This window comes from Thalassobellus sediminis (genome assembly GCF_044386045.1).
GTDB lineage: Bacteria > Bacteroidota > Bacteroidia > Flavobacteriales > Flavobacteriaceae > Thalassobellus > Thalassobellus sediminis.
Genome location: NZ_JBISCD010000037.1, coordinates 150075 through 171846, shown reverse-complemented (window position 1 = coordinate 171846; position 21772 = coordinate 150075). Strand labels below are relative to the sequence as shown.

14 protein-coding genes are annotated in these 21772 nt (G+C 31.4%); 7 read left to right on the top strand and 7 right to left on the bottom strand.

Features of this window, described 5'->3' with window-relative positions; genetic code table 11:
* The first annotated feature begins 2 nt into the window (after positions 1 to 2).
* From ACH5TW_RS02585 to ACH5TW_RS02555, 7 genes are all read left to right on the top strand, one after another.
* Entirely contained in the window at positions 3 to 1505 is a 1503-nt protein-coding gene (locus ACH5TW_RS02585) for a RagB/SusD family nutrient uptake outer membrane protein (RefSeq protein ID WP_439334919.1), read from the top strand.
* Positions 1506 to 1515: 10 nt separating this feature from the next.
* On the top strand, positions 1516 to 3201 hold the full coding sequence (locus ACH5TW_RS02580; RefSeq protein ID WP_439334918.1) for a fasciclin domain-containing protein: 1686 nt from the start codon (positions 1516 to 1518) through the stop codon (positions 3199 to 3201).
* Positions 3202 to 3248: 47 nt separating this feature from the next.
* On the top strand, positions 3249 to 4706 hold the full coding sequence (locus ACH5TW_RS02575) for a fasciclin domain-containing protein (protein ID WP_439334917.1): 1458 nt from the start codon (positions 3249 to 3251) through the stop codon (positions 4704 to 4706).
* A gap of 21 nt (positions 4707 to 4727) precedes the next feature.
* Positions 4728 to 7883, top strand: coding sequence for a SusC/RagA family TonB-linked outer membrane protein (locus tag ACH5TW_RS02570; protein WP_439334916.1), 3156 nt, complete (start codon positions 4728 to 4730; stop codon positions 7881 to 7883).
* Between the two features lie 20 nt (positions 7884 to 7903).
* Complete coding sequence (locus ACH5TW_RS02565; RefSeq protein ID WP_439334915.1) at positions 7904 to 9661, top strand: RagB/SusD family nutrient uptake outer membrane protein; 1758 nt, start codon at positions 7904 to 7906, stop codon at positions 9659 to 9661.
* Positions 9662 to 9790: 129 nt separating this feature from the next.
* Positions 9791 to 11431 (top strand): right-handed parallel beta-helix repeat-containing protein, encoded by a 1641-nt coding sequence (locus tag ACH5TW_RS02560; RefSeq protein WP_439334914.1) that lies wholly within the window; start codon positions 9791 to 9793, stop codon positions 11429 to 11431.
* A gap of 103 nt (positions 11432 to 11534) precedes the next feature.
* The gene (locus tag ACH5TW_RS02555) at positions 11535 to 12992 is read left to right on the top strand and encodes a right-handed parallel beta-helix repeat-containing protein (RefSeq protein ID WP_439334913.1); all 1458 of its coding nucleotides are present in this window, start codon (positions 11535 to 11537) and stop codon (positions 12990 to 12992) included.
* 29 nt (positions 12993 to 13021) lie between these two features.
* Here the strand turns inward: ACH5TW_RS02555 and rhaM are convergent, their stop codons facing one another.
* The 7 genes from rhaM to ACH5TW_RS02520 all read right to left on the bottom strand — a co-directional run bounded on the left by rhaM (position 13022) and on the right by ACH5TW_RS02520 (position 21701).
* Positions 13022 to 13345: an L-rhamnose mutarotase gene (gene rhaM / locus ACH5TW_RS02550; RefSeq protein WP_439334912.1), complete on the bottom strand. Its 324-nt coding sequence runs from the start codon at positions 13343 to 13345 to the stop codon at positions 13022 to 13024.
* A 56-nt stretch (positions 13346 to 13401) separates the two neighbouring features.
* Complete coding sequence (locus tag ACH5TW_RS02545) at positions 13402 to 14769, bottom strand: sulfatase family protein (RefSeq protein ID WP_439334911.1); 1368 nt, start codon at positions 14767 to 14769, stop codon at positions 13402 to 13404.
* A 5-nt stretch (positions 14770 to 14774) separates the two neighbouring features.
* On the bottom strand, positions 14775 to 16064 hold the full coding sequence (locus ACH5TW_RS02540) for a glycoside hydrolase family 88/105 protein (protein WP_439334910.1): 1290 nt from the start codon (positions 16062 to 16064) through the stop codon (positions 14775 to 14777).
* A gap of 118 nt (positions 16065 to 16182) precedes the next feature.
* On the bottom strand, positions 16183 to 17460 hold the full coding sequence (locus ACH5TW_RS02535) for a DUF4861 domain-containing protein (protein ID WP_439334909.1): 1278 nt from the start codon (positions 17458 to 17460) through the stop codon (positions 16183 to 16185).
* Positions 17461 to 17483: 23 nt separating this feature from the next.
* A complete protein-coding gene (locus tag ACH5TW_RS02530) occupies positions 17484 to 18557 on the bottom strand; it encodes a PKD domain-containing protein (RefSeq protein WP_439334908.1) in 1074 nt (357 codons plus the stop codon).
* Positions 18558 to 18559: 2 nt separating this feature from the next.
* Complete coding sequence (locus ACH5TW_RS02525; RefSeq protein WP_439334907.1) at positions 18560 to 19279, bottom strand: DUF6250 domain-containing protein; 720 nt, start codon at positions 19277 to 19279, stop codon at positions 18560 to 18562.
* A 31-nt stretch (positions 19280 to 19310) separates the two neighbouring features.
* Positions 19311 to 21701 carry a glycoside hydrolase family 31 protein gene (locus ACH5TW_RS02520; RefSeq protein ID WP_439334906.1) on the bottom strand — a complete coding sequence of 797 codons (2391 nt, stop codon included), beginning with the start codon at positions 21699 to 21701 and terminating at the stop codon, positions 19311 to 19313.
* Positions 21702 to 21772: the final 71 nt, after the last annotated feature.

The window sequence follows — 21772 nt, the reverse complement described above, 5'->3', positions numbered from 1 at the left end:
TCATGCGAACAAAAATTATATATACTTTAGCTATTTTGATAGCAATATTAAATCTCTCTTGCGATAGCTATTTAGATTTAAAACCCGAAAACGGAACCATACGTGAAGAGTTTTGGAAAACGAAAGAAGATATTCGAGCAGCGGTAATAGGTATTTATTCATCAATGTTAAATACACCTCCAGGTTTAGGAAGCGACCGAACACTTGCAGAGTTTGTTTTTATGTATGGTGAGCTTAGAGCAGATATGATAAGTCCAGGGGGGTTTATGGTTGACGATCAAATAGATATGCTTACTTCTAATGTATTACCTTCTAATAGTTTTACTAGTTGGTCTCAATTTTACCGTATAATTAATTTTTGTAATACGGTTATTGATCTTGCTCCAGAGGTTTTAGAAAATGACCCAACTCTAACACAATCGCAACTAAATAATTATTTATCTGAAGCTTTAGCCATAAGAGCGTATTTATATTTTACATTAGCTCGTACATTTAAAGATGTACCTTTAAAATTGGAAGCGACACTTTCTGATGACGATAATTTTCAATTACCTACTACTTCACAATCAGAGGTTTTTGATCAAGTGGTTATAGATTTAATTACCGCTGAAGGTTTTGCGGTTGAAGATTATGGTGTTGAGGTAGAAAATAAAGGACGAATAACTAAGAGTGCTATAAATGCTATGTTAACAGATGTTTATTTATGGCAAGCAAATTATGGTGCAGCCTTGGCAACAGCCAATAAAGTAATAAACACAGGTAATTTTGCATTAATTGATGGAACCAATAATAATTTATGGTTTACAACTGTTTTTGCTAGAGGAAATTCTACCGAAAGTATTTTTGAGCTTCAGTATACAACTCAAAATCTTAATCCGTTTTATAGCATCTTTTTACAGCGTCCGCAATATCTAGCATCACCAATAGTTTTAGAAGGTGTCTTTGGAGTTGATTTTGAAGATGCAGAGAATAAAGATGTTCGTGGAGAAAGAGCTTCTATGGTGCCAGGTACTAACGAAATTTATAAATACACTGGTCTTAACGAATTTCAGCGTAAATCGTTGCAAGAATCAGATACTCATTGGTTTGTATATCGTTATGCTGATGTGTTATTAATGAAAGCAGAGGCTTTAAACGAGTTAAATCGTGGTAGTGAAGCTTTAGATATTATAGCAGATCTTAGACAAAAAAGAGCGGCTATTCAACTTACAGAAGAGCAACTTGGTGTCGATGACACTCAAGGTATAAGATTATATATTCTTGCTGAGCGTGCACGAGAGTTTGCCTTTGAAGGTAAGCGTTGGTTTGATCTTTTACGAAATGCTCGAAAGGAAGATTATAAATATTTAGATATTCTTTTGGCTGTTGCTCTGCAAAGCGCTCCTGCAAATCAACAACAAAGTATAATAGCTAAGATGAAAGATTCTAATAGCCATTATCTTCCTATAAATGAGAATGAATTGTTTACAAATAAGGAACTTGTTCAGAACCCGTTTTACAAATAAAAAAAGAGTCATGAAAAAAATATTTAATTCACACAATTTATTTAGACTTACACTAGCTGTTGTAATGACTATTTTTATTCTTAATTGTACATCTGAAAAATTTAAAGAATCTACAGATGAGACACTTAATATTACAGAATTTTTAAGAGTAAATGATGATTATTCATTGTTTTTAGAGATTTTAGATGTTACTGGTTATGCTGCTTTTATGAATACATATGGTACATACACATTATTTCTACCTACTAATGATGCCATCACTCAACTTTTAAATGAGCAAGGTGTTAGTTCTGTAAATGATATGCCATTAGAATATCTTCAAGAATTAGCAAAGCTTCATATCTTACCAGAAGCAGTAAATACCACTTCTTTTAACGATGGAAAAATAGCAAGCCCTAGTTTACAGGGGCAATTCTTAATTACTGGTGCTGCTTTTATAGATGGAGCTTCAAGTATTACTGTTAATAAAGAAGCTCGTATAGTAAATTCTAACATAGTTGTTGGAAATGGAATTATACATGTTTTAGATAAAACATTACTTGTGGCAGATAAAACATTAGCTGAAACTTTTGAAGAAGATCCTTCACTTTCTCTTTTTACTGAAGCACTTAAGGTTACAGGTTGGTTTGATAGATTAAATGAACCTTTAACGTATGATGCTGATAGTATATCCAATCATTTAACAATTCTTGCTCAAAAAAATGAGGTGTTTCAAGAAGCAGGGTTTAGTAATATTGATGATTTAAAATCAAGGTATAGTCATTTAGATGATCCTTTGAATCTAGAAGATAGTTTAAATCTATTTGTCGCATATCGTATTGTTCCAAGCTTAAGTTATTTAGCAGATTTAGCAGTAACACCGGCATCTCTTACAAAGGCTCCTCTAGAAGTTGTAACTTTTAAATTAGCAGCTGATAGCCTATTAATTAATGAACAAACTTTTGCTGGTGTTTTAGAAAAGGGCGTAGAAATTAATCGTAGCGAAAGTGACATTACAGCTTCAAATGGTGTTTTACATTATGTTAAAGAGAATTTTTTCATTAAAAAAAGGTTTCCATCACCAGTTTATTTTGATGTTGGAGATCAACCAGAAGTAAGACAACTTAGTTCCGTTTTTAGAAAACCTGATAATAGAGCATCTTTTCTAAAAAGTGAATTAAGTAGAGTTGATTGGCCAGATAATCAATCTTTAATTTATCGAGCTCCTGCAATTGGTGATGGTGCTTATTTAGATAGAGCTTGGCACGGAGATATTATGGAATTAACTAGGTTCAGAAATGGGTTTTTAGACCCTATAACTTTTGATACACCTGTAATTATAAAAGGAACATATAAAGTTTGGGTGTCGTACAGGCAAAATGGAAGGTCTTCAGCTGCTGTTAGTGTAAAAGTTGATGATGTAACACTTTCAAGGTTTATTAATTTCACAGAATACGGTAATACATCACTTCCAGAGCGTGTCTTAGAATCTCAAGGTTATAAAAGACATATTGAACCACATACCAACAGGTTTAATTGTAGACTAGCTGGTATTGTAGAGATTAAAACAACAGGAACACATAAGTTAACCTTAGAAGCTGTTCAAGATAGTAGAAATGGTGAAACTTGGATAGATATAGTTGAATTCAGACCTATAGATATGGATCAATTATATCCTAAGTTCGAATCAGGTGGTGATGGGCTAATTTATGAATAAGCATCATAATTAATATATATAATAATATTTAAACTAATCCATTAAGGATGATATCAATTAAAACATACACAAAAGGCTTTTTGGCCAGTTTTGCTCTTATTGCAGCTATTTCTTGCTCAGACCCTTGGGAAGAACGTAGTAATACGAACGACAAAAGCCTCACAGAAAATCTAAGTGAGCGTTTACAGAATACTTCTGAAACTTCTGAATTTGGTAAACTTTTAGTAGAAACAGGTTATGATACTGAGTTATCTAATTCTAAAACCTATACGGTTTGGGCTCCTACAAATGAAGCATTAAATCAGGTTGACCCTTCTTTTTTAAGTGATTTGAACAGCAAAAAATTATTTGTAAAAAATCATATTGCATTAACAGCTTTTTCTTCAGTTACAGAAGCTGATACTGTTACCGTACAAATGCTTTCTAATAAATACTTAGAATTCAAAAATGGTAATGTAATGGCACAGTCTCCTGTTGTTACTACAGATCAATATGCATCAAATGGCTTATTTCATATTATTAATAAAGCATTAGAGCCTAAATCTAATATTTGGCAATATATAAATGAGAAATCTGGTACTAATGAAATGAGTGCATATTTATTATCGCTAACTGAATTTAACGTGTATCAATCTGATAGTATAGCTAAGGCAAGTGAAGAAGAAATTCATGAAATGTTCGCAGATTCATTAACTAACTCCTATCTTAAAAATGTTTATAATCTAAATAATGAGAAAAATAAATATACTTTTTTCATGTTAGAAAATGATGGTTACAATTCAGAGGTAGAAAAAATGGAGCCATATTTAACAAAAAGCAATCAAGATTCTACAACCGTTTATGCTAGGTACTTTACTGCAAGAGATTTTGCTTTCCATAAGGCTGTAGCACGTGAGAATCTTCCAGATACACTTGTATCAAGTTTTGGAGTTAAAGTTCCTATTGATAAGAGTAATATTGTAGAAGAAGTGCAATTAAGTAATGGTATTGTTTATATAATGAGTACGCTTGAAGTACCTTTAGAAACACGATTATTGACAACACAAATTGAAGGAGAAGAGCCAAACGGCTTTAGTAGAGGTGATAAGCGTTCCAATACTTTTTACAGAGAAAAAGAAGATCCAAACGGGGTTATGTTTTATGATATTATGGTTCAAAATCATGGAACACCTTTGTTTACAATTAATTATAGTGCAAATAACTTGTACAGTACAACTTATAAAGTTTATTGGAGAGCTATTAACGATATACAGGGTAATGATTTTCAGCAAACTTTACGCTTTGGAGGTACTGTTTTACCAGATGGTACAGTAGAAAACCCAATAGCTGAACTTGAGTATACAGATGTTTTACAAGATGTATATGACGAAACATTTGTAGGCGAGTTTACTCTTGATGAAGCAGGTAGGCTAGACCTTATTTCTCTAGTTGCCGCTAATACAGGTAGAAACGGTGATAATACACTAACTCTAGATTACTTAAAACTAGTTCCAGTAATTAAATAAATGTCTTTTAAACCAACTATTATGCTTAAAATATTGAAACTAACTAGTCTACTCTGCATACTTTTATTAGGTGGAATTGACAGTATCCTTTATGCTCAAGATTCTACATCTGTAGATTCTAAAAAAAATAAAGGAATCCAAGTTATTGGACTTATAAAAAATGCTAAAACAGGAGAGGGAATTTCTGGAATTAATATTGCTGTTGAAGGCTTTTCTGCTGCAATTTCAGACGAAGATGGAAGCTTTTCTATTAACGTTCCGCATCTTAATAGCTTACTTTTAGTAAGCGGACAAAATTATCAAACTAAAGTTTTTCCTTTAAAAAATAGAAATAAAGAAATTGAAATTAATCTTTTTGAAGATAGTTATTCTCAATTTTATCAAACAGCAAATTTACCTAGTACAGAACAATTACAATATACTAGTCCAAAAGCAGCACAAGTTGTAGATTTTGAAAAAGACCAATGGAGTAACCCAGTTAATCAATCTGTGGGTAGTTTTTTACAAGGTCGTGTTGCAGGTCTTAATAGTGTTGGTAACTCTGGTGTACCTGGAGTTGGTTCTTATTTAACATTAAGAGGTTTTAATTCACTTTATGCAACAAATAAGCCTTTAATAATTTTAGATGGAATGATTTATGACGATGAAGATTATGGTTCAGGAATTATTCAGTATAATATTTCATCACCGCTTTCAATGTTAGATGTAAAGGATATTGAAGATATAACTGTATTAAAAGATGGTTCTTCACTATATGGAACAAAGGGAGCAAATGGGGTAATAATAATAACAACAACTCGTCCAGTAGATTTAAGTACAAAGATTGATTTCACTATGTATGGTGGTATTAATGAAGACTCTCATGAATTACCAGTAATGAACTCTGGAGAATATAGAACTTACTTGTCTCAATTATTTGCAACTGGAGGTATGAGTCAAGAACAAATTGCAGCTCAGCCTTGGATGTTAGATAATCGTGATAGTGGATCTTATTACCAATACCACAATCAAACAAATTGGCAAGATCAAGTTTTCAAAAGTAGTGCAAATCAAAGTTATTTCTTAAAAATTAGAGGTGGAGATGAAATTGCAAAGTATGGTATATCTGTTGGCTATTTAAATAGTGAAGGTATAGCTGGAAATTCTGATTTACAAAGATATAATGTAAGATTAAATTCTTCACTGCGTCTTTCGGAAAGACTTTTAGTAAATGCTAATTTGTCTTTTGTTTATAATAATGAGAACCAAAACAATCAAGGTCTTGCATATAAAACAAGTCCAATTTATTTGGGGCTAACAAAATCACCATTTACAGCAGTAAACGTTATAAACGAAACAGGAGAAGTTTCTCCAAATTTAGCAGATGTTGATATTTTTGATGTAGGTAATCCTAATGCAATTATTGAAAATGGTATTGCTATAAATAAGAATTACAGATTCTTTGGTAATCTAAAATTTCAATATGATTTTACTAAAGCATTAAAAGCAAATCTTTTAGTTGGATTAACTTATAACAAAGAGCGTGAAAACTTTTTTATTCCAGATTTTGGTGTAGCAAACATTCAATCTCCAATAGAGTTAATTACAGCGACTAATCGTAGTGGTAGTGAAGTACAACGTTACTATTCTCTTTATACAGATGGTTTTTTAAGTTTCACTAAGGACTTTAATTATAAAAGTAATATTGATGTTCGTTTAGGTTTGAGAACACAATCAAATGAGTCTGAAAGTGATTTAGGATTAGGTTTTAATTCAGCTACAGATGACTTTACAACAGTTGGAGCAGGGAGTAATCTTTTAAGACAAGTAGGAGGAGCTTTAGGAGAATGGAATTGGTATAACGCCTACTTTAGCGGACAGTATAGTCACCTAAATAAATATTTTTTAACACTTAATGCTTCATATGATGGTTCAAGCCGATTTGGAGAAGATATATCTGCTACAGGTCTAGGTTCTTTATCAGCAGCATGGTTAGTTTCATCTGAAAAGTTTATGAAAAATTCAGGTATCAATTTATTTAAACTTCGCGCAAGTATAGGAATAAGTGGTAATGACGATATTGGAAACTATACAGCACAACAATTATATGTATCTCAAAACTTATTAGGTATTCAAGGTTTGGTTAGAGGAAATATTGGAAACCCTGAATTAAAATGGGAAACAGTGCGTAAAATAAATTTAGGAACAGATTTATCGCTGTTTAATGAGCGTCTTAATGCATCTTTAGATGTTTTTGAAAATAAAACTACAGATATGATTACTTATGAAACATTAACAACCCCAAGTGGTTTTGATTACATTGTTTCTAATAGTGGTACTATGAATACTCGTGGTTTTGAAGTTGGACTTAATAGCCGATTAATTAATACACCGGATGTGAAATTCGATATAGGCTTAAATGTAGCTAGATATAAAAATGAAGTTTTAGATATACCTAATGATAGAATAATTACTCAATTTGGAGGTGCAACATACATAACTGATGAAGGACAAGATGCTAATTTGTTTTATGGATTTAAAGCAAATGGAGTTTATGCAACAACAGCTCAAGCAACTTCTGCAGGACTATCTAAACGTTTAGAAAATGGAAGTTTAATGCCTTTTAGAGGTGGAGATGTTATTTTTGAAGACATTAATGGAGATAAGGTTATTGATAATGCAGACCGACAAGTAATTGGTAATCCAAATCCAGATTTTACAGGAAGCTTAAGTACTAATTTTACTTATAAGAAATTAAGTATTTCTGCTTTATTCAATTTCTCAGAAGGAAATGATTTATACAATGGTGTACGTCAAAGTTTAGAGAAAATGAGTGGTTTCGAAAATCAAAGTACGGCAATAAACAATCGTTGGATAGCTGAAGGACAAGAAACTTCAATACCAAGAGCTACTTGGGGAGATCCATTAGGTAATGCTTCATTTTCTAGTAGATGGATAGAAAATGGATCATACATAAGACTTAAAACACTTGTTATATCTTATGATATTGATGTAGATTCTAAATCTATAAAATATATGAAGGTTTATGCTAGTGGAAATAACCTATTTACATTAACTGATTATTTAGGTTATGATCCTGAGTTTAGTGCATCATCATCTATTTTTGGTCAAGGTGCAGATATTGGTTTGATGCCTCAGTTTATGACAATACAATTAGGATTACGCTTAGGACTATAATGATTTTTAAAATGAGAAAAATGAGAACAATGATTAACAATATTAGTAAAAAAATCACTCTAGGAACCTTAGTCGTTTTTTTGGGTTTATCTTCTTGTCAGGATTATATAGAAGTTGAGCCTCAAGATAAATTAAACATAGATCAAGTTTACCGTGATGTTTTTGATGCAGATGCAGCCATAGTTGGGCTTTATGGTAAATTTATAGGCCTTGCAGAGAAATATGTTGTACTTAATGAATTAAGAGCAGATTTGCTTAGTCCAACAATTAATGCTGATTTAACGCTTCAAGAATTAAATGAACATTCAGTTAGTCAAAAAAATCCATACGCAAACCCTAAAGATTTTTATGAATTAATTAACAACTGTAATGATATTCTGAAAAATTTTCTATTAATGAGGGCAGATAATAGAATGGATGCGACCGATTTTAATCAACGGTATTCTGATGTTGGAGCTTTAAGAAGTTGGTTGTATTTACAGTTAGGAATTCATTATGGAAGTGTTCCTTATATTACTGAACCAATTGCCAATATTAATGATGTTAAAGATTTAGCTACTTATCCTAGAATTTCTTTTGATGAATTACTTGATGAGTTAATAGCATTTACAGAGGACTTACCGTATACAGATTTGTATGCTACTGGTAGTTCTTTACTTATTAATGTAGATGGATTCAGTACGGAGAAATTTTTTATAAATAAGGGATGTCTTCTTGGAGATATTCAATTATGGAAAGGTAATTATTTAGAAGCTGCAAGTCATTATAAGAATGTCATGGAAACAGGTACTGGTAGTGGTAATGATTCTGAGGTTTTTGATACATATCGTGTTAAATTTGCTGAGATTGCTTCAAATGAAGATTTAGCTGTAGGATATTTAAGATATAGAGAACAAGATGCTACAGGTTTAGTTATTAGTAATACTAAAGGGTGGGGGAGTATTTTTGCTCGTGAAGCTGATGTTTTATGGAATACAGAATGGGTTTGGTCTATACCATATTCTTTTGTGTTTTCTCCTAAATACCCTTTTGTCGATCTTTTTGCTAATGATTACCTTATTAAACCATCTCAAGAAGCTATTTCGTTATGGGATAATGAGAAACAAAACAACGGAATTCCTTATGATGCTCGTGGTCAGAAATTTAGCTATTTTATGGATGGGGAAAACCCTGTTGTAAAAAAGTATTTATATAATTATATAGATCCAGTAACTAATTTTTCTACCAATACTATTTCTTCAAATAAAACAGGGCGTTGGATGCTTTATCGCGCAGCAAAACTTCATTTACGTTTTGCTGAAGCTGCAAATCGTGATGGTCAACATCGCGTAGCAGATGCACTTTTAAATTTTGGTTTACAACGTGAGTATACTGTTCCAGGAGAAACTGATGTAACAAATATTGAACAAACGCATTTACCATTCCCATATAATTTTGATGCAAGACAAGGTGATTTTCCTTATTTTAGAAGTGATTGGCATCGAAATGGAGGTATAAGAGGTAGAGCTTATGTACAAAGAGCTGAAGTTGTTGGAGACAGTTTAATATCTATTGAAGACAATCTTATTAAAGAAAGCGCTTTAGAATTAGCTTTTGAAGGTAATCGTTGGGGAGATTTAGTTCGTGTTGCTTTACGTCGTAATGACCCTGCATTTCTTGCTGATAAAATTCGAGATAAACTTGCTAAAGAAGGAAATGCAAATGCTGAAGCTGTTCATTCTAGATTATTGAATACTGATAATTGGTATTTACCATTTACTTGGAAAGAAGACGAATAGTGAAGGGCTTAGCTCTATATAAAAATTAAGAAAATAGATTTTCATGAATATGCATTCGTGAAAATCTATTTTCTTATAATTATACCTAGAAAAATATTCCTTAAATTTATACATGAAAAAAGTAAGATTATGTTAAAGAATTTGTTTACAATTTTGACTATTATTTTTGTAAACTCCTTGATGTTTGCAAATGATTATTTCGTTGCTTCCAATGGTAATGACTCAAATAATGGAACAATATCTAACCCTGTAGAATCAATTAAAAGAGCTCAAGAGTTAGCTTCATCAGGTGACACTGTCTATATTAGAGGTGGTAACTATACCATGAGAGAAGACCAAATAGCACGGTATTTTGATATTTGGGCTTATGTTACAGAATTAAATAAAAATGGTATAAATTATTATGCATATCAAGATGAAAAACCTGTTTTTGATTATTCAAATATAAAACCAGCCAATAAACGAATTTTTGCTTTTTACCTTACAGGAAGTAATATTCATATTAGAGGGATAGAAATTATTGGTGTTCAGGTAACTATAACAACTCATACGCAGTCTGAATGTTTTGAGATTAAAGGAAGCAATAATATATTAGAGAACATTAGTATGCATAATAATATGGCTATTGGTGTTTATATTTTACGAGGTTCGAATAATTTAATTTTGAATTGTGATGCTTATGAAAACTGGGACTCAGTTTCTGAAGGAGGTAGAGGAGGAAATGTTGATGGGTTTGGTTGTCATGTTAGAAATGGAGACACTGGAAATATTTTTAGAGGTTGTCGTGCTTGGTTAAACAGTGATGATGGTTTTGATTTGATTAATTCAGCTGAACCAGTATTAATAGAAAATTGTTGGGCTTTTTATAATGGATATTCATCGGTTACAGGAACAGGAAGTGATTTAGTATCAAGAGGTGATGGTACAGGGTTTAAAGCAGGAGGTTATGGTAAAGCGGCACAATCTTTTACTCAAGTTCGAGATAGATACTCGCCTATACCAATGAACACAGTTCAATTTTGTATAGCTGCAAAAAACAGATTAAGAGGGTTTTATGCCAATCATCATTTAAACGGAAATTATTGGTATAATAATTCTGCATTTCAAAATCCTGAAAACTATAATATGCTAAATTGTAAAGCATTAAATGCTACAGATTATGGAACAGATGTTGATGGTTGGGGACATGTAATGGCTAACAATTTGGGAGCTGGTGCATCTTCGCCTTCAAACGAAGTAACAAAAATTGATAAGCCTAGATGTATTCTTAATAATAATTATTTTGATTTAAGTGTGTCTATAACACCTGAGGATTTTATTGCATATGATATTGAATTATTAAAAGCGCCAAGGAAACTTGATGGTAATCTTCCTGATACTGATTTTTTAAAATTGGCCCCAAATAGTGATCTTATAGATGCCGGATACGATGTAGGTTTTTCTTTTAATGGTGTTGCACCAGATTTAGGCTATTCAGAATCTGGAACTTTAAGTTTAAAGAAGAATGAATTTTTAAATAACTTTTCAAATTTCCCAAATCCTTTTTTAAATGAAACCAGAGTAGTTTTTAATTTAAAACAAGCTTCAAAAATAAAAACATATATTTATAACTTAATGGGGTTAAAAGTATTTGAATTACCAGAAAGAACATTTTCTACAGGTAAAAATTCATTTAATTTGAATAGAAATGAATTAGCATCTGGGAACTATTTATTAGTTTTAAAAAGCTCTGATGGTCAAAAGAATACTAAACTTATTAGTGTTAATTAATTATATTTTTTTTTTAAAATAGCAAGGGTTATTATAATTAGTCTTGTAATTTGTTTAGTCTATTATTAGTTATAGATTATTATTCTCAACTAAATAAATTATTATGAAGCATAAATTATTAATTGCCCTAATTCTTATAAACAACTTTATAGCTATAGCTGCAGAAATTACTGTAAGCACTCCTCAACAAGTTTTGTCTGCATTATCAAATGCATCAGCAGGAGATGTTATTTATGTTTTAGAAGGAACATATACATTTAATTCAAAGTTTTCAATTTCTAGAAGTGGAACAAACGGAAATTTGATTTCTTTTTTATCACATCCTGATAATAATTCCAGACCTCTTTTTGATTTTTCCTCAATGTCTGAAAGCTCATCTAATCGTGCTATATCATTATCTGGTAGTTATTGGCATATAAAAGGTATTGATGTATTTGGAGCAGGAGATAACGGTTTATTTATTAATGGAGCTTATAATTTAATAGAGTTTTGCACATTTAGCGAGTGTAAAGATACCGGTCTACAAATTGCAAGTGGAGGAAACAATAATACTATTCTTAATTGTGATTCTTTTTATAATGCAGATTCAAGTTTAGAAAATGCTGATGGTTTTGCATGTAAGTTAAATGCAGGAACAGGAAATAAATTTATTGGTTGTCGTGCTTGGCAAAATCTTGATGATGGTTGGGATGGTTATTTAAGAGGTTCTAATAATTTAACCACTACACATGAAAACTGTTGGGCTATTAAAAATGGTTATTTAAAGAATGGAACAGTAGGAGCAGGAGATGGAAATGGTTTTAAAACTGGTGGGAGCGATGACAAATTATTAAAACATAATGCTACATATAAAAATTGTATTGCTGTGGGTAATGTATATGATGGATTTGATCATAATAGTAATAGGGGAGATGTTGTAATTTATAATTGTGCATCTTATAGTAATGGTAGAAATATAAACTTTAGTAGTTCTAACATTGCAAATTTACTTGAAATTAAAAACACTGTTAGTTTCTCCGGAAATAGTAGCGATAGTTACAGAGCTACTACATTAATTTTAACTAATAATAGCTGGCAAAATGGTATTACAGCAAATGCTAGCGATTATGTTAGTTTAGATATTGCCTTATTAACATCTGCTAGAAAAGCAGACGGAAGTTTACCAGATATTGATTTCATGAAGTTAAATGCTGGAAGCGACCTTATAGATGCTGGTATTGATGTTGGATTAGCTTTTACTGGTACTGCACCAGATTTAGGTCCTTTTGAAACGTCAACACTAGGTGTTAATGAGATTAATAAGTTTGAAGGTGTTTCTAATTATCCAAACCCTTTTTCTAGTGAAACCAATGTTGTTTTTAATTTAAATCAAGCTTCAAAGGTTAAAATATCTATATATAATTTGATGGGTGTTAAGGTGTTTGATATTCCTGAAAAGAGTTACTCGCAAGGAAGAAATGTTATTGTTTTAGGTAGAAACAAATTAGCATCTGGTAATTATTTACTAGTTTTAAAAGGAAAAGATACGCAACGAAGCAGCAAAATAATTACTGTTCAATAGTTTAAATATAGTTGTTTGTTTTTAGATTTTTAGTCCATATGAAAAACCTCTTTTAAAGGTTTTTCAATGGGCGAATTATCTGGATTTGTTTCCATAATATCTCCCATGTATGCCCACCATTTTTTTACAATGGGATGGTTAGGCAAATAATTTTTATCAAAGTTTTTACTTATTTTTTGAACAGCAAAAAGTATCAAGGTTTCTTGATCTAAATATATACTGTAATCTTGTATACCGGTTTCAGATAGTAAAGCAGAGAGTTCTGGCCATATTTCGTCGTGTCTCTTTTTATATTCTGCTTCAAAACCAGGTTTTAATTTCATTTTAAAGGCATTTTTTATGGTGTCATTCATTTATTTTGATGGTTTTAGTTTAATAAAGTTTAATTCTATTTGGTATGTAATTAAGTTTATTTTAATTCAACATTTACGGTTTTATCATCTTTAATAAATTGATTTTGAAGTAATGTTTTCATTTCTGCCAATACAGAAGCATTTTCAGTAATTAAATTTTCTTTTTCCTCAGGATCTAATTCAATATTATAAAGCTGATAGGTTGCTGGCGAATTATCTTTATAGCGGTTTCTAATAATTTTCCAAGGCTTATGTATTAGGCTTTCTTGTTTGTGTCCACGAATATAAATGTCATGTGTTGTTTCTTCTTGAGAATTTAAAATTGAAGGCCAAGTATTAAAACCTTCAACACCTTTAGGAATGTCTGCATTAATTAATGAAAGTATAGTTGGCATAACATCTGAAACAGACATGAAATTTAAATTATTTTCAGAATTCAAGTGGTTTTTCCAATATAAAATGGCGGGTACACGAATAGCTCCTTCGTAGTTAGAAGCTTTCCAGTCTCTCAATGGTTTATTATTTCCTAATACAGGATTTGGTCCATGTTCGCCGTTATATTGATAAGTTGGGTACCATCTTTCCATTGCGCCATTATCGCTCATAAAAATAACTAATGTATTATCTTCTATATTTAGCTCTTTTAAGGTTTTTAAAACCTTCCCAATACTATGATCCATATGAGTCATTGCTGCTGCGTAATCTCTTCTAGAATCGTCTGCAATAGTCTCTAAATAAGGTTCTTTCCATTTGTCTTCTTCTTGTAAAGGAAAGTGAGGAGCGCTATGTGCCAATTGTAAGTAGAAGCTTTTAGTAGTATCTCGTTTTGTAGTTAGCCATTCTATGGCTTCTTTTGTTAATAAATCGGTAGTATGGCCTTCTTCTTCAATCATTTTATCATTCCTGTACCAACTCGGATCTCCATTTTTATAACGATGTGTATATTGATCTATTTGTCCGTGAAGAAACCCATATGAATAGTCAAATCCAAAGGCATTAGGTCCATTTTTTATATCTAATCCTAAATGCCATTTTCCAAACAATGCATTCTCATAATGATGCTTTTTTAGTACTTGTGGTAATGTTGTAATAGAATCTGGAAGTGTTTTTTTACTTTTTCCACTAATAGGAGCCACTATACCAATTCTACTGGCAGGCATACCTGTTAACAAAGATACTCGCGAAGGAGAACAGGTTGGGTTTGCATAAAACCTATCTAACTGCACACCATTATTAGCGAGCCAATCGATATTAGGCGTTTTAATTTCAGAACCATGATAACCAACATCATTCCAACCAGCATCATCTGCTATAATAACTAGAATGTTAGGATTTTGTTTTTTTACTTTTTGTTCTGTTTTTTTGTTACAACTTAATATCAAAAAGCATAGAAAAAGGAAGAGGATATTTATTGATTTAAACATAAATATTACTTGATTTTTAATTGAAGCGAACTATCATTTATTTCAAATTTGTTGTTTTTCAATAGTGTTATAATTTCAGCACCAGCTAATAATACAGGGCCATAGCCATGAGCCGCATAAATATTTATAGGCCTGTAATAGTAAAATGCAGGATCAAAGCCCATACCTGTACCTACACAAGTTCCTTCAACATGGCCTTTTGTGTTTACTTTTGTTGATATGGCATTCCAAGCTAATAATGCTATTGGTGAATACACCATTTTTTCAATATAACCTCTATTTATAGCTCTTGTAATTGCATAGGTATAAATCGCGGTTGCAGATGTTTCTAAATAAGTATCATTTCTATCAATTAGTTGATGCCAAAAGCCTGTGCCATTTTGATATTTCACAAGCCCTTTAATATGTGCTTGCAATTGTTTTAATACATCATTATAACCTTCATGATCCTTTGGCAGTACTTCTAATAGTTCTACAAGTGTCATGACTGCCCAACCATTAGCTCTTGCCCAATGAAATTGAGGATGCTCCTCCATAGCTTGCACCCAACCATGCATATACAATCCATTTTCTGTATTGAACATACGTTCTGAAAATTGGCGAACTTGTTTTACAGCATCATCAAAATATTTAGTATCCCCAGTTAGTTTTCCCATTTGTGCTAAAGCGGGAACACTCATAAATAAATCATCTAACCATAATGTGTTAGGTTGTGGTCTATTTCTAGCTAAAGTACCATCTGGTAAACGAAATTGTTTGTTGCTTATATAATTAATAAAATTATCAATTAAAGGTTGAAGATTGGCTTGTGATCCAGATCTTTTAGCCTTAATCATAGCAGCACAAATAGCACCGGCATCATCTAGAGCATGTGGTTTTAATGATTTTTTTATTGGAGACGCAAAATCTTTGTTGTTTGCTAGTTTTTTTGAGTAATATGGAGCTATATCTGCAAAAATTTGTAACCTTTTATTCGTGTAATCGGCATATTTTTTATCACCTGTAGCATCTGTAACGGCTAACATTCCTGCATAGGTAACACCCCATTCATAACTTGTAAGTCTAAAAACACCTTCTTCAAAAATAGTGTTTTCGCTAAGGTCTTCTAAATTAGTTATTTCCTCTTTTGTTTTATTATCTACAAGTTTAGAAGCTGTATTTGTTTCTAAAAATGAATAGACTCTATCTAAGGTTTTTGTGATGTCTTCAACAGATCTAACTCCATATGGAATAGGGTAGTCCGGTTGTAAAGCATGTAAAGGAGCATTGGTATCATTTTGCGGTTCTTCTACCACTTCTTTTTTTACTGAATTTGTACAGGAAACAAAACAAATTACTGATAAAAATATTAGATTTTTTTTGATACTGATGTTATTTGTAAATGTCTTAATATTCATTTCTTTAGGTTTGTTTTTAGTTGGTTATTTTAATATCAATTTCTGTGGAAAGTTGATTGGTTACTTTATTTAAATAGTTAACAAAAAAAGCTTCATCAACAAAACCAGAATCGCTAAGTTCCCAACCAGCAATGGCATAGTAATTAATAGGTTTATTGTTTTCAATTTTAAGTTTTGCTAAAAAAGTATTAGAAAGTGCACCTGTTTTTGGAGCTTCTGTATAACCAAGGTATAATTCTTTAGGAACAATTAGTGCCATTCCTAACCACCACTTTTTATCGTAGGTTTGTTTATCATGTGTGTATAGTGCAACGTAATTTTCATTCTCATTAATTATAGATAGTTCCTTATCATTATTAATGTTTACAATACCAACAACTAAACTTTCATCACCATGAATACCAGAAATAGACACGGTGTTTTTATATCCATATAAACCAGGATAAATTGTTGTGGTTTCTTTTACTGAATAGTTTCTGTTACCTTCATTAGGTTGCCAGTTTTGATAGTTATAGTTTAAAATAGATTTTTCTGATCCTTCTACAAGAATTTTAAAGGTTGTTTTTTCAACATTATTTATAGAATCGTTTACTGTGACACCTAGTCTCATTAATTCGTTTCTTGTGGCAAGTGCATATCCTCCAATACCTATTGAATTTCCTACTGCTAAAATATCTCTGCCCCAATCTTCCATAACATGGTAATTATCTTCTACAGCACCTTCTGAGTTTATACCTACTTGTTCTGGAGACATAGTCGATAACTTTTTTCCAAAAAGGTCTTTTGCATTTCTTCCGTCTAGATAATGTCTGAAGCCAACTTTATCATTTTCCCAAGAAGGACCATCAGTTTGGTATTGTTGATACCCGATATTTTTTGGTAATTGGTTTGCCAACATTAATTCAGCGGTTTTTGGTACAACAGGTGTCGTTGAAGATTCTCTTTTGCCAAATCGAGCACTAGTTCTAATTTTATAATTTGGCTTTTTATTAGTCCATTTAAGAGTTATTGTTTTTTTCTCTTGAGCAGAAAAATTGGCAACAAAAAAGAGTTCGTCCCAGTTACCATCTTCATCTAAATCGTTAATTTGAGATGGAATAGTGTCTAAATCATTAATTAGTAAAGGATAATAATTAATACTGTCTGTAGATACAAGGTTTCTTTTTATAGAAATAGGTTTGTCTGTTAATTCAAAATCAGAATTATTAGTTAGTATAATTTCTGTTGGAACTTCCTTTTTACAAGCAACTAACGATAGCGCTATGACTATTAATGAGATGATGTTTCTTTTCATTGTTTCGTCTTATTAAGTTTTATTTATTTTACGGCAACATCCCAAACCTTTGATAGCTTAGAAGTTCCTTTTGGTCCTTTAATTTCAAGTACTACAACATATTTCCCAGCTTCTTTGTATTGATGTATTGGGTTTTGTTCAGATGAAGTTAACCCGTCACCAAAATCCCATTTCCAAGATTCTATATTGCCATTTGATTCATCTAAAAATGAAATGATACGATTTTTTATGTCTATAGTTTTAAAACTCCATTTTGCTTCTATTTCTTTTTTTAATGAATTTTCTAGAGGCATCAGTTTAAAAGGTAAGCTGTAGCTTGCATTTCCGTACATAGTATGCTCTTTAGATAAATTCCAAAAACCATTGTTTTCTTTTGTGTTTACGTCGTCGTAATCAATTACTGCCCAGCATAAACCAATATTATTATTTTCTTTTAAAATAGATTTAATAGCTCTTTCTGGATTATTACCTGCATAATCAAAAGGTGTTATCCAAAACTCGAGAATGAGTTTACCTGCTTCACCTGGTTTAAAATTATAATTATAAGCCTTGTTTGCATAGGGTAAGTCTTTAATCCAAGGCTGACTACCCCAAACCATGGTCCAATCTTTATCTTTTGCAGGAGTGAAAATATGGTAATTTTGAGCGTGAACACCATGAAAAGAAAAGTAAGCATCCATCATACTTAAGCTTTTGTTTGGGTGAAACCTATCAATAAATGGACCTCCAGATAAATCGGCATCTACAATTAATTCGAAGGTATCATTTTGTAATCCTGATAACGAAAAATTCCAATAATCATCATAGGCTTCATATAAGAAATACAAACGATTTAATCCTTTTACCCAACCAACTTTTACTGTTACATCTAGGTTTTTTAAATCTGCTTTAGAATGTTTTCCGCTATCTTCCCATAATTGATCCATACCTACAGAGTAACTTTCTGGTACTATATCCCAGTCTTTAGTATCTCCATCAATTCTAGGAATCATATTTGTTGGAAATTGAAAAACTTGAAAGGATCTAGTTTCTTGTGAAACGGCTTTTATCCATATAAGAAAACAAAGAACCCCTGTTGTTATTAGTGTTTTATTCATTACTATTTTAATCTATATATTTTTATATCATCTATTTCTTGTCTAGATTGGGTCGTTCTAAATCCAAAATATCCTTCCTTAAATGGATCTTTATCAAAATATGAGAAATATTCCTTATTATCAACAAACACTTTAACTACACCATTGTAAACAATTGTTTTTATACTATATGTTTTATTCGCTTTTAATAAGAATTTTTGATCTCTTAAATTTTTTATAAGATATCTTTCACCGGTACCTAAATACTTTCTAAAGCGTGTTGTTGTATTTGTATTACCGCCAATACCAAAGTAATAAAGTTTTAAATTATGATATTGAGAAAAGGTTCCTTTCCTAGTAAACAAATTCAAGTTTTCAGGATCATTAGCCATCCAAAATTGGTTTAAATCAGATAATCTATCATTTAACCCATTTTCCATTATAACTTTGCGTTTATATTCTATTAAAAGATTTCCTGAAAGCTTTTTGTTTAACCAAACAGTAGCGCCACAATCTACATCAATAATTAATTTTTTATTAATAATACCAATTTTGGTGTTTCGTAAAGTATCTGTTTCTATTTCCCATTCAGTAAGGTTTTTATCAAAGGAATCTTCAAATAAAAGTGCTCCTTTTTCATAATTTATTCTTTCAATTACTTGTGTATTTGATATAAAACTTAGGCATAAAAAAAATGAAAATAATGTCCATTTATTTTGAATATTAATCATAACAAAACTCATAATGGTTTATTTCTTTTTAGTTAAAAACGCCTTATTTATTAATATGAATTGTGATTTTATCTTTATTCGTTGCTTTTGGAGCGATTGTAAATATACCATCTTGAAACATTTCGTTTTGTGCTAAATAGGTTTTGTTATTTACATTAACTGAATTTGGTTTTTTATCTAAATGAAATTTTACGATATACGTTATTTCATTTCCATTAAAATCACCTTGTGTAGCATTAATATTTAATTTAATGTTTTTTTCTGAAACTTCTGATTGAATTAGGGTTGTATTAAATTCACCTTTTTGATAGTCTAAACTTTTACCATCATCATTATAAATTGTAAAAGCATTTGATGCATTAGGATACACATCTAAAGTTAATTTTGAAATTTCTTTTTCACCAACATATTGTATTGGTTCTTGAGTTGGAATAATAGCGCCTTCTTTTACAAAAATGGGTAATTTATCTAAAGGAGATAAAACATTGTAATGCTTTTTGCCTTCAAAGGTTTTACTTGTCCAATAGTCTGTCCAAGTACCTTTTGGTAAATAAACAACTCGTGTTTGCGCTCCTTTTTCTGTTACTGGACAAATCATTAAACTTTCACCCAGCATGTATTGATTGGTTATATTATAGACATTTTTATCTTCTTGATTAGATAATACTAAGGCTCTCATAAGTGGTGTGCCTTTAGTATGATTTATATACGAATAGCTATATAAATAAGGCATTAAACTATAGCGCATATTATCATACTTTGTGAAAATACGTAATGCATCATCACCATAATTCCAAGGTTCTTTATAATTAGGATGTTCCATTCCGAATAAATGAGCAATAGGACTCAATAACCCAAACTGACACCAACGAATGTATAATTCTGGGTCTGCAACATGCTCGAAACCACCCATGCAATGTGCCCAATTACCAACACCAGAAAGACCAATGTTTAATCCGGCTTTTATAACTGGCTCAAAATATTGCCATTCACTAGGCCAATCTCCAGCAAAAATAAACGGGTAGCGTTGAATACCTGCAAAGCCTTCGCGGGTATTATTCATACCTCTAATGTTGTTATAGTCTTGAAATTTCTCATAGGCCGCTTTCGCATAAGCTAAAGGAAATACATTATGTAAAGCTTTAATTGATTCGCCTTGAGGACCTGTTTTATTACTCTCGTTTGCTTTTCTACCAAACGCACTCCCTTCATCGGTTTTTAAAAACATAGCACCTTGGTCGGCAACACGTTTTACACCATTTTCAAACCACCAATCGACAGATTTTTGATCGAAAAAATTAACAAATTCACCAGGGTTATTTTCTTCAGGATATACAAATCCTTTTTCTCTAGCTTCATCAAGCAGTCGTAATTTTTTACCATTATCAAATCGTGGTCTTAAATGAACACCAACCATATTTAATTTTAAATCGTATAAATCTGAAAACATTTTTTCTGGATTATCAAAAGTTTCACGCCACTCAAAGCTTGTAGCTCCTTTTCCGCCATTCTCACCAAAAATGCGCCATGTAGAATCTAGGTGTAAAACATCTAACGGAATTTGTAGATCTCTAAACTTTTGAGCTAAAGCCACAACATAATCTGTTGATGTTTCTTCTTCATGTCCCCAAGTTCCACCACTATAGGTTCCAACTTGTAATCCTAAAGCAAATTTTGGTAATAAAGGTGATTTTCCTGTAATAGAGGTATAGCCATCTAAAATATTAGTAAACGTTGGTCCGTAAATAAAATAATAATCTAATTCACCGCCTTCAGCACTAAAGCTATAGCTATTTGAGTTAGTTGAGCCCATATCCCAAGTAGTTGGATGTGCGTTATGAAAAAAGATACCATATCCTTTTGTACTCATAAAAAATGCCACTGGACTATAATTAGCTTTAAGCACATTGTATGCTCCGGTAATATGAGGTCTTCCAATACCTCTACCAACATCTAATCTTACTTTTTTACCACGTCTGTCTAAAAAGTCCATACGCTCACCAAAACCAAAGAAATGCTCATCAGGTTGTAGTTGTTTTATAGCACTAACGGTTTTGTTTTCTTGAAATGAACCTAAGTTGTTTTTTGTTTCAGATGATAATAAACTTCCTTTAGTATCAAAAAATTGAATTCCAAAAGGTTGTTTTTGAATTTTTAATTGAAGTAGGGCAGTAGTGATGTTAATATTAGACTCCGTTTCTTCTAATTTGTAGTTTACAGCATTCCAATTATAATTAGAAACCATCCAAGGTTCGTTAGCTTCAAAGTTGTTATTCCAACTGGTTCTATATCTAATAATTGATGGTGTACAAAGTTCAATAATTACCGTTCCGTTTTCTGTTTGTAATTTGATTATATTTTCTTTTTCTGAAATAACTTTTTCATAATTACCTATATGCTTTTGAGCACTAGTGTTTAATGATGTTAAGAACATGAAAAAGCAATAAAAAATCAAAAAATTATATTTCATAAGAATAAATTATGGTGTTTAAATTCAAAGATATT

Bases quoted from the DNA above. Each gene is read 5' to 3' on its own strand.
- ACH5TW_RS02545 (WP_439334911.1), bottom strand. From the start codon at position 14,769: ATGTTTAAATCAATAAATATCCTCTTCCTTTTTCTATGCTTTTTGATA.
- ACH5TW_RS02555 (WP_439334913.1), top strand. From the start codon at position 11,535: ATGAAGCATAAATTATTAATTGCCCTAATTCTTATAAACAACTTTATA.
- ACH5TW_RS02570 (WP_439334916.1), top strand. From the start codon at position 4,728: ATGCTTAAAATATTGAAACTAACTAGTCTACTCTGCATACTTTTATTA.
- ACH5TW_RS02525 (WP_439334907.1), bottom strand. From the start codon at position 19,279: ATGAGTTTTGTTATGATTAATATTCAAAATAAATGGACATTATTTTCA.
- ACH5TW_RS02565 (WP_439334915.1), top strand. From the start codon at position 7,904: ATGAGAACAATGATTAACAATATTAGTAAAAAAATCACTCTAGGAACC.
- ACH5TW_RS02585 (WP_439334919.1), top strand. From the start codon at position 3: ATGCGAACAAAAATTATATATACTTTAGCTATTTTGATAGCAATATTA.
- ACH5TW_RS02520 (WP_439334906.1), bottom strand. From the start codon at position 21,701: ATGTTCTTAACATCATTAAACACTAGTGCTCAAAAGCATATAGGTAAT.
- ACH5TW_RS02560 (WP_439334914.1), top strand. From the start codon at position 9,791: ATGTTAAAGAATTTGTTTACAATTTTGACTATTATTTTTGTAAACTCC.
- ACH5TW_RS02530 (WP_439334908.1), bottom strand. From the start codon at position 18,557: ATGAATAAAACACTAATAACAACAGGGGTTCTTTGTTTTCTTATATGG.
- ACH5TW_RS02535 (WP_439334909.1), bottom strand. From the start codon at position 17,460: ATGAAAAGAAACATCATCTCATTAATAGTCATAGCGCTATCGTTAGTT.
- rhaM (WP_439334912.1), bottom strand. From the start codon at position 13,345: ATGAATGACACCATAAAAAATGCCTTTAAAATGAAATTAAAACCTGGT.
- ACH5TW_RS02575 (WP_439334917.1), top strand. From the start codon at position 3,249: ATGATATCAATTAAAACATACACAAAAGGCTTTTTGGCCAGTTTTGCT.
- ACH5TW_RS02580 (WP_439334918.1), top strand. From the start codon at position 1,516: ATGAAAAAAATATTTAATTCACACAATTTATTTAGACTTACACTAGCT.